At 62.2% G+C, this 8,975-nt stretch carries 7 protein-coding genes and 1 pseudogene; 7 read left to right on the top strand and 1 reads right to left on the bottom strand.

Annotation, left to right across the window (positions count from 1 at the left end; all coding sequences use genetic code 11):
- The first annotated feature begins 305 nt into the window (after positions 1-305).
- From argS to dacB, 7 genes are all read left to right on the top strand, one after another.
- The gene (argS, locus tag V5B39_RS20720; RefSeq protein WP_332344731.1) at positions 306-2,072 is read left to right on the top strand and encodes an arginine--tRNA ligase; all 1,767 of its coding nucleotides are present in this window, start codon (positions 306-308) and stop codon (positions 2,070-2,072) included.
- A gap of 32 nt (positions 2,073-2,104) precedes the next feature.
- A complete protein-coding gene (locus V5B39_RS20715; protein WP_332344730.1) occupies positions 2,105-2,920 on the top strand; it encodes an SPOR domain-containing protein in 816 nt (271 codons plus the stop codon).
- Positions 2,921-2,937: 17 nt separating this feature from the next.
- Positions 2,938-3,585: a thiol:disulfide interchange protein DsbA/DsbL gene (locus V5B39_RS20710; protein WP_332344729.1), complete on the top strand. Its 648-nt coding sequence runs from the start codon at positions 2,938-2,940 to the stop codon at positions 3,583-3,585.
- A 99-nt stretch (positions 3,586-3,684) separates the two neighbouring features.
- Positions 3,685-4,446, top strand: coding sequence for an SDR family oxidoreductase (locus V5B39_RS20705; protein WP_332344728.1), 762 nt, complete (start codon positions 3,685-3,687; stop codon positions 4,444-4,446).
- A 206-nt stretch (positions 4,447-4,652) separates the two neighbouring features.
- Positions 4,653-5,345 (top strand): Crp/Fnr family transcriptional regulator, encoded by a 693-nt coding sequence (locus V5B39_RS20700; RefSeq protein WP_332344727.1) that lies wholly within the window; start codon positions 4,653-4,655, stop codon positions 5,343-5,345.
- A gap of 49 nt (positions 5,346-5,394) precedes the next feature.
- On the top strand, positions 5,395-6,873 hold the full coding sequence (locus V5B39_RS20695; protein ID WP_332344726.1) for a CHAD domain-containing protein: 1,479 nt from the start codon (positions 5,395-5,397) through the stop codon (positions 6,871-6,873).
- Between the two features lie 179 nt (positions 6,874-7,052).
- The gene (dacB, locus tag V5B39_RS20690; protein WP_332344725.1) at positions 7,053-8,426 is read left to right on the top strand and encodes a D-alanyl-D-alanine carboxypeptidase/D-alanyl-D-alanine endopeptidase; all 1,374 of its coding nucleotides are present in this window, start codon (positions 7,053-7,055) and stop codon (positions 8,424-8,426) included.
- A 128-nt stretch (positions 8,427-8,554) separates the two neighbouring features.
- Here the strand turns inward: dacB and V5B39_RS20685 are convergent.
- Positions 8,555-8,749 (bottom strand): annotated as a pseudogene (locus V5B39_RS20685) (IS982 family transposase); the annotation flags it as partial.
- Between the last annotated feature and the right edge of the window lie 226 nt (positions 8,750-8,975).

Raw genomic sequence — 8,975 nt, 5'->3', positions numbered from 1 at the left:
GTTCGTCAGGGAACAAAGGTGGGGGCGGGGTCATGAGCACGGGCGACAAAGTGAATGACCCCGTCATTATACAGGACCCGCCAAGCCGACGGGCAGATTTCGAGGAATATTTTCACAGCCTCTCAGTCGCTAACACCTGCACCGAGCCCACGTTCGACACCTCCTCAACAGGTGTGTGATCAACAGGATCGAAGACAACGTTCAAACTGATAGGTGCTAAGGGCGTTTCGCCCATGATTCGCCCGGTTGCGCGTCGTGCATCGTATAATCAGCAGCTTGACCAAATTCTCTGCCAGAAGCATCCGATGAGCCACGATCTCAAGAGCCACCTCGCCGAGCTGATGCGGGCCGCATTGCGCAGCGTTGCACCGAGCGAGTCCGACGCGGTCATTCATATCGAGCGACCGAAACAGATCACGCATGGGGATTTTTCCTGCAATCTGGCGATGCAACTGGCGCGATCGATCAAACGCAATCCGCGGCAACTGGCGCAACTGCTGGTCTCGGAGTTGCCGTATTCGCCCCTGGTCGACCGGAGCGAAGTCGCTGGCGCCGGTTTCATCAACTTTCACCTGTCGCCGGCGGCCAAGCTCGAAGTGCTGCACAGCATTCTCGAACAGGGCGACGCGTTCGGTCGTTCGACCACTGGCGGCAAGCGCCGCGTGCTGGTCGAGTTCGTTTCGGCCAATCCGACCGGACCGCTGCATGTTGGGCACGGCCGTGGTGCCGCCTATGGCGGCAGCCTGTGCAAGCTGCTCGGTTATGCCGGCTGGGACGTGACCAGCGAATACTATGTCAACGACGCTGGTCGCCAGATGGATATCCTTGCCCTGTCGACCTGGCTGCGCTACCTGGAACTAAGCAGACCGGACAGCGTGCCATTTCCGCCAAGCGCCTACCAGGGCGAATATGTTCGCGACATGGCCAGGCAGTTGCTGACAGCGCATCCTGGCCGTTACCTGCGACCGCTCGTCAGCATCAGTAAAGACCTGCCCGGCCTGCCCGATCCCGAACGCACCGACGCCGCCGCCGGGCAACAGCGTGAGACCCAGCTCGATGCGCTGATTGCCAGGGCCAAGCAGTTGCTCGGCGAGGAATGGAAAACCCTGCACGACTTCGTTCTCACCGAGCAACTTGCAGATTGCCGGAGGGATCTCGAGGAGTCCGGTGTACATTTCGACGTGTGGTTTTCCGAACAGTCGCTGTTTGATGTCGGCCTGGTCGCGCGTTGCGTCGAGCGGCTCGACAAAAGCGGTCATCTCTATGTTCAGGATGGCGCCCGCTGGTTCCGGTCAACCGCTTTTGGCGACGAGAAGGATCGCGTCGTGCAGCGCGACAACGGTCTTTACACCTACTTCGCGTCGGACATCGCCTACCATTTGAACAAATACGAACGCGGCTTCCAGCGCATCATCAACATTTGGGGAGCCGACCACCATGGCTATATTCCACGAGTCAGGGGTGCAATCAGGGCTCTGGGGCTTGATCCCGATGTACTCGAAGTGGCGCTGGTGCAGTTTGCCGTACTCTATCGCTCTGGCTGGAAGGCCCAGATGTCGACCCGTTCGGGGGATTTCGTCACCCTGCGCACGCTACGCGAGGATGTCGGCAACGATGCCTGCCGCTTCTTCTATGTCCTGCGCAAATCCGATCAGCACCTTGATTTCGACCTCGATCTGGCCAAGAGCCAGTCGAACGACAACCCGGTCTATTACATTCAGTACGCGCACGCCCGCGTCTGTTCGGTGTTGGCCCTGTGGGGGGGCGAGCCGGCAGGACTTACCGCCGCCGACCTCATCCGCCTGGAAAGCCCTTACGAACTCGCCCTGGCGGCCAGGCTGGGCGAGTTCCCGGAGGTTGTCGAAACGGCTGCCAGCGAACTGGCACCGCATCTGGTCGCTTTTTACCTCAAGGATCTGGCTGCCGAGTTTCACAGCTACTACAATGCCGAGCGGATTTTGGTTGACAATCCGGCATTACGGGATGCGCGCGTGGCACTGGCGGCTGCCGTCAGGCAGGTGATCCATAATGGAATGGCGATTCTGGGCGTCAGTTGCCCCGAGTCGATGTGATCGGAGGACCGAGGACTTCCATGAGTCTTGACATGAAACCCCGCAAAGCGCCGCCTGCCAGGAAATCGGGAGGGGGCACCCTGCTCGGCCTGTTCATTGGCCTGGTCATCGGCGTCATCGGCGTGGCCGGCGTGGTCTGGTATATCAACAAGGCGCCGCTGCCTTTCACCACCACCGGCCAGCAACCCAAGCTGCCGCCGCCCGTGACCGGCAAGCCACCAGCAGCAGCCACTCCCACTCCTGAAGTGCCGCCGGTCGCTTCGGCGCCGGTGGCATTGCCCGGTAAGCCGGGTGACCCGGTCACCGACAAACCACGCTTCGATTTCTACAAGATCCTGCCCGGCAAGGCCGAGGCGATTCCCGATCCCAAACCCGAGGAAGCCAAACCAGCAGAAACCAGGCCGGTGATCGCCAGATCGACCGAGACCAAACCGATCGAGATGAAACCGGTTGAGGCCAAACCGGTTGAGGCCAAACCGGTTGAGGCCAAACCGGTTGAAGCCAAACCGGTTGAAGCCAAACCGACAGAAGCCAAAACAACCAGCAAGGCCGAGAGCAAGGCGGCTGACGCCAAGCCAGCAGACAGCGCCAGGAGCAAGACCGAGAATGCCCTCAAGGAACCGCTCTATCTGCAGGCTGGCTCGTTCCAGAGCGCGCATGAGGCTGACAACCAGAAGGCACGTCTGGCGTTAATCGGGACCGAGGCGCAAATTCAGCAGGTGATGCTGCAAGATAAAGTGTGGTATCGCGTTCGCATCGGGCCGTACCACAAAATCGACGATGTGAACCATTTGCGTGCCGACCTCGCCAGGCAGGGCATCGACGCCAATGTGGTCAGGAAAGACTGAGAGAGGAGAGAAAACCCATGCATCAAGGTCGCAGCGGATGGTTGATTGCCATTACCCTGGCCCTGCTGGCAGTGGTTCTGCCGGTGCGGGCCGAACTTGTGGTCGGTCGCGACTACGTACCGATCATCCCGGCACAGATAACCGATACGCCGGCAAAGATCGAAGTGATCGAGTTCTTCTCATACGGTTGTCCGCACTGCAGCGATTTCCATCCGATTGTTGGCAAATGGGCGGCCGCATTGCCGAGTGACGTGACCTTCAAACGCGTGCCGGTCACCTTTGGACGTCCTCCGTGGGCCAGTCTGGCGCGACTTTTTTATGCGCTGGAAACTACTGGCGACCTGGCCAGGCTGGACAGCGCGGTTTTCAATGCCCTGCACAAGGCGGGCAGCAAACTCTACGACGACCAGAGCATCATCGCCTGGGTGACCGCGCAAGGGGTTGACGCCAAAAGGTTCACCGAAGCCTACAACTCCTTCGCCGTCGTCAGCAAGGCCAAGCGTGCCGATCAGATGGTGCAGACCTACAAGATCCAGGGCGTTCCGGCAATGACCGTCGACGGCAAGTACCTGGTGACCGGCAAGGAACTCAAGGGGCTGGCTGAACTGCCGGCGCTTACCGACCAGGTGATCGGCATGGCGCGCAGCGATCGCAAGAAAAAGTAGCGGCTTTAGTCTCACACCCCGCGGCGCCATTCTCCGACAAGCTTCTGCGTCGCCGGCAACGGAACACCCCGGCGACTCGTTTCCAGTCTGGCTTCCCGCATGCTCAGGGTTTTCATCACCGGCGCTTCGTCCGGAATCGGTTGGGCACTGGCCGAATACTACGCAGCGCAGGGCGCACGACTCGGGCTGTCTGCGCGCCGGATCGAGCCTTTGCTACGTCTTTCCGCACGCTGGCCCGGCCAGGTCCGCTGCTACCCGCTCGACGTCACCGACGCTGCGGCATTGCGTGCCGCTGGCGAAGACTTCATCGCAGCACTCGGTATTCCCGACCTGGTGATCGCCAACGCGGGCATCTCGGCCGGCACCCTGAGTGAATTCGCCGTCGACCTTGAAGTCATCCGGCGGGTCATGGACGTCAATTTCTTCGGCATGGCCGCCACCTTTTCACCGTTCATCGGTGCCATGCGGCAAGCGGGATGCGGGCGGCTGGTCGGCATCGCCTCGGTCGCAGGAATCCGCGGCCTGCCTGGTGCAGAGGCCTACTGCGCATCGAAAGCCGCGGCGATCAGCTATCTCGAAAGCCTGCGTGTCGAATTGTTCGACACGGGGGTGAAGGTCCTCACCCTTTGCCCCGGTTACATCAATACCCCGATGACCGCCGCCAATCCTTTCCCGATGCCTTTCCTGATGTCGGCCGACGAGGCCGCGCGGCGCTTTGCGCGAGCGATCGAACGAGGTGGCAGCTATCATGTCATTCCCTGGCAAATGGGCCTGGTGACCAAGGTTCTGCGCCTGCTGCCCAACGCTCTTTACGATCGCCTGTTCGCCGTTGCGCCGCGCAAACCGCGGCAAGCACCGTAGCCGTAGTGAAAGTCGTTGGCGACGTACGAATCTCCCCGCCCTAGTCGCGCCAGATCGGGCCCCGGTATTCTCCGGATCAGACCGGCCATTTTCGATCGCCATATCGCTCTCGGTTCTCGTGCAATACTCTTGCCCCTGACGGTCACAAATGCGAATATTGCCGACCGTCAATTCCGGCGCTGGCTGATTCCTTCGACAAACCGCCCATGCACTCCATCCAACACGGCATCAACATTGAAGCGCTGCTGGCGCATGTGCCGCTGTTCAACGGGCTGGAGAAAGAAGAAATCGCGCGCCTTGCGCACGGCACGCGTGAAATCACCGCCTCGCGCGGTGACATCCTCTTCCACAAGGGAGATACCCCGACCGGCTTCTACCTGCTGGTTTACGGCCAGGTGAAACTGGCATTCACCTCGCCGCAAGGCGGGGAAAAAGTCATCGACATCATCGGGCAAGGTCAGACCTTCGGTGAGGCCGTGATGTTCGCGGACAGATCGTTCGTGGTCTATGCGCAGGCACTGGCCGATTCGCTGCTGCTGCACATCTCGAAGACGGCGATTCTCGACGAACTCGACGCGGACCCGAAGTTCGGTCGCAAGATGATTGCCGGGCTTTCGATGCGTCTACACCACCTGGTCAGAGACGTGGAATCGTATTCACTGTGTTCGGGCCGGCAGCGCATCATCGCTTATCTGCTACTGGACATTTCCGGCGGCGGAGGCAAGGGAATCACCGTAACCCTGCCGACCAACAAGGGCGTCATTGCCTCGCGCCTCAACCTGACTCAGGAGCACTTCTCGCGTATCCTGCACGAGCTCTCGGAGAAAGGGCTGATTGTCGTTGATGGGCGAAGGATTCACATTCCCGATGTCGAGAAACTGCGCATACACAATTCCTGAAAACTGCGGCACCTAGCACCTACATCCCCCCAACGAGGAGACAAAAGATATGGCAATCGAAACCGAGATCAAGCTGAGCCTGCCGGCAGGAGCTGCCCGGCGGGTTCCTGCACACGCGCTGCTGGCCAACAGCCAGCCGCTCCGACAGAAGCTGGTCAATACCTACTATGACACGCCCGACCGGCGTCTGCAGCGCAAACGTCTCGCCGTGCGTTACCGCCGCAAGGACTCGGCATGGCTGCTGACCATCAAGAGTGACGCTGCTTCGCCCGGTGGACTGGCGCAACGCCGCGAATGGGAGGCGCCTGGTCAACCTGGCGAATTCGACTTTTCACACGTGGACAACCCCAAGCTTCGCCGCTTTCTCGAAGCGGCGATCCCCGAACTGGCGCCGGTGTTCAGCACCGACTTCACCCGCAGCTTCTGGTTGCTGACGCCGCAGGAGGGAACACGCATCGAGGTCGCCCTCGACCGCGGCAAGATCGTCGCCGGCGACCGTCAGGAAGCGATTTGCGAAGTTGAGCTTGAACTGCTCGAAGGGAAGGTCGCCGACCTTTTCGACGCTGCGCTCGCCCTGCAGAAGGATCTGCCGCTGCATCCCGAGAGCGCCAGCAAGGCCGAGCGCGGCTATCGGCTGGCCGACGAAACCACGCTGACACCGGCCAAGGCTGCCGACGCGGAGCTGGCCATGGGGATGACCAGCATCGCCGTTTTTCGCAGCACCCTCTTCTCGTGTCTGGCGCAGCTTCAGGGCAACGAGCGTGGGCTGCGCGAGACCAACGCTCCCGAATTCATCCACCAGGCGCGCGTCGCCATGCGCCGCCTGCGTTCGGCGATCCGGCTCTGGCGCCCGTTGCTGCCGGAAGAATACGTCAGCAACTTCGACCCCCGCTGGCGGACCCTGGCCAATCAACTGGGCGATACCCGCAACTGGGACGTCTTCATCACCGAAATCCTGCCGCCGATCAACAAGGCGTTTCCCGATCACGCCGACCTGCACCGGCTCACCAGCCAGGCCAACAGCCACCTGGCTGCCTGTCGCAAAACGGCGCAGGCGGCCATGACCGCGCCCACTTATTCGCAGTTGCTGCTCGAGTTCACCGCCGCCACCCTTGCCCTCCCGGAAAGCAAGAAACCGCCAATCACCGCCTTTGCACCGCGCTCCTTGAACAAGCGCGCCAAACGCGTCGCCGAACTGGCAACTGAAACCAAGGATGCGGATCCGGAAGCCCGGCATGCCCTGCGTGTCGCCTTGAAGCGGCTGCGTTACGCGCTCGAGTTCTTCGCTCCGCTGTTTCCAGCACGGCGTATTCAGCGCTATCAGCAGAATGCCACCGGACTGCTCGACCTGCTCGGCCGGATGAACGACACCACCGTCGCCGAACAGCTTGCCGTGCAGGCCTTGCCCGGTCACCACAGCGACCTGGTTCGCGCCTGGCTGACTGGACGCAACGACCTGATGCTCAGCCAACTCGATTCGCTGCTGACCAAGTTTCTCAGCCATCCGCCGCCTTGGGAGCACGGCTGAACAATGTACTTCGGCGTCTGGCCGCGGTCGTAGCCGTAGGTCGTAGCCCGCAGGGCATCACCCGACATTCATCAGTCAGGAGGGGGATGTCGGGTGATGCAGCGCCAACCCGACCTGCGCAGCCTTGGCGACCAGCGTGTACGCACGTCGCAGGGTGGCCCATCCTGCGCAGAATCGTCATGCTCGCGCTGATCGCGCCCGGCCTGTCGGCAACCCAGGCGGCAGACCTGCCGCCGACCGTCAGTCAGGCGCTGCAGGAAGCCGGCATCCCCGCGCGCTCGGTCGCCATGGTCGTGCAGGCGGTTGATGGTGGCCCGCCGCTGCTTGCCCACCATCCGCGGCAGGCCATGAATCCGGCCTCGGCAATGAAGCTGCTGACCACTTACGCTGCCCTCGAACTGCTCGGGCCGGCCCATACCTGGCGTAGCGAAGTGCTCGCCGAATCTGCCCCGGCCAACGGTCGACTCGACGGCCATCTCTATCTGCGCGGCAGCGGCGATCCCAAACTCGGTCTCGAACCGTTCTGGCTGCTGTTGAGGCAACTGCGCGCGCGCGGCGTGGCCGACATTGATGGCGACCTGGTCCTCGATCGCAGCGCTTTCGCAGTTCCGCCACACGATCCCGGCGAGTTCGACCAGGAACCACTGCGACCATACAACGCCGGCCCGGACGCGCTGCTGGTGAACCTCAAGAGCATCCGCCTGACGCTGCTGCCGGACCCGGCACGCCAGGTGGTCAAGGTGATTGCTGAAACGCCGAGCGAAGGCCTGCGTATCGACAATCGTCTGAGCCTTGGGAACGAGGCCTGCGGCGACTGGCGCGAACAGATCAGGCCGGTGGTCAACGGCCAGAGCATCGAGCTGGGTGGTCGTTTTCCGGCGGCCTGCGGCGAGAAGGCTCTGCACCTCGCGCCCTGGGCTGCCGACCTGCAGGTCGAGGGCCTGTTCCGTGCCCTGTGGCGCGAACTCGGCGGCAGCTTTAGCGGCCGTGTCCGCGCCGGCCGCGTGCCAGCCGGCGCACGCACGCTGGCGGTACAGGAGTCACCAGGGCTGGGCGAGGTGATTCGCGACATCAACAAGTTCAGCAATAACGTCATGGCGCGCCAACTGTTCCTGAGCCTCGACAGCGAGCGCCCGGCAACGGTGGAAGGCGCGCGCCGTCGGGTTACCCGCTGGCTGCAGGCGAAGGGGCTGAACCTGCCCGAACTGGTGCTCGATAACGGTTCCGGCCTGTCGCGCAGCGAGCGCATCTCGGCCGCCGGCCTGGCCGCTTTGCTGCGCGCTGCCTGGCAAAGCCCGGTGATGCCCGAACTCATCGCCTCGCTGCCGATCGCCGGCGTCGACGGCACCTTGCGAAAGCGTTTCAACGAGGGCCCGGTGTCCGGGCGCGCGCACCTGAAGACCGGTTATCTCGATGGGGTACGGGCACTTGCCGGTTTCCTGCTCGACCATAGCGGCAAGCGCTGGATCGTGGTCTGTCTGATCAACGATCCGCAAGCAAGACTCGGCAAGCCGGCGATCGATGCCCTGCTGCTCTGGGTGGCGAAGCGCTGAGCAGCGACTGAGAGCTTGTGAGACTTGAACGACTCCAGCCGAATGCGGTCGTGCGCGGCATCGTTCCCGATGCACTGGTCACCGTGGTCAACGTGCAGTGGTTCGGTTCCGAAGCGCTGGAATGCGAATTACGCGCTAATTGGCCTTGCGTTCAATAGAAACATGGCGGCGGTAAGCCGGGCGAAGACGTGGACCAGGAGGCCCTGGAAGGAACGAACCTTGCTGGCGCACTCAATGCCGGTCTTTTCCTGGATCCAGTTGAACAGCGACTCGATGGGCTGGCGGAGCCGCGAGACCGCGGCGGAGTAGAGCCGATCGGCGGAGTCCGACAAGGCCTACGAATACCTCACCCGGAATCCCAACCTCCCAAGCCAGGTCCTGACCCCGGTCAAAAAGAAGAAGGGGCAGGAACGCCCGGAATATAACGAATAGCGTTTATCTGCCGCGCCGGAAGCGTCCGACCTTGCCGCTGGCGCATCCGCGGCAGATAAACCTCGTTGGACTGAAGCGCCTCGACGGCGGTACTTTATGGGGATTGTAAGCGTCCCG

This window comes from Accumulibacter sp. (assembly GCF_036625275.1).
In the GTDB taxonomy this organism is placed as follows: domain Bacteria; phylum Pseudomonadota; class Gammaproteobacteria; order Burkholderiales; family Rhodocyclaceae; genus Accumulibacter.
Note: the sequence above shows the minus strand (reverse complement) of the source record. Positions and strands in the feature narration are given on the sequence as shown.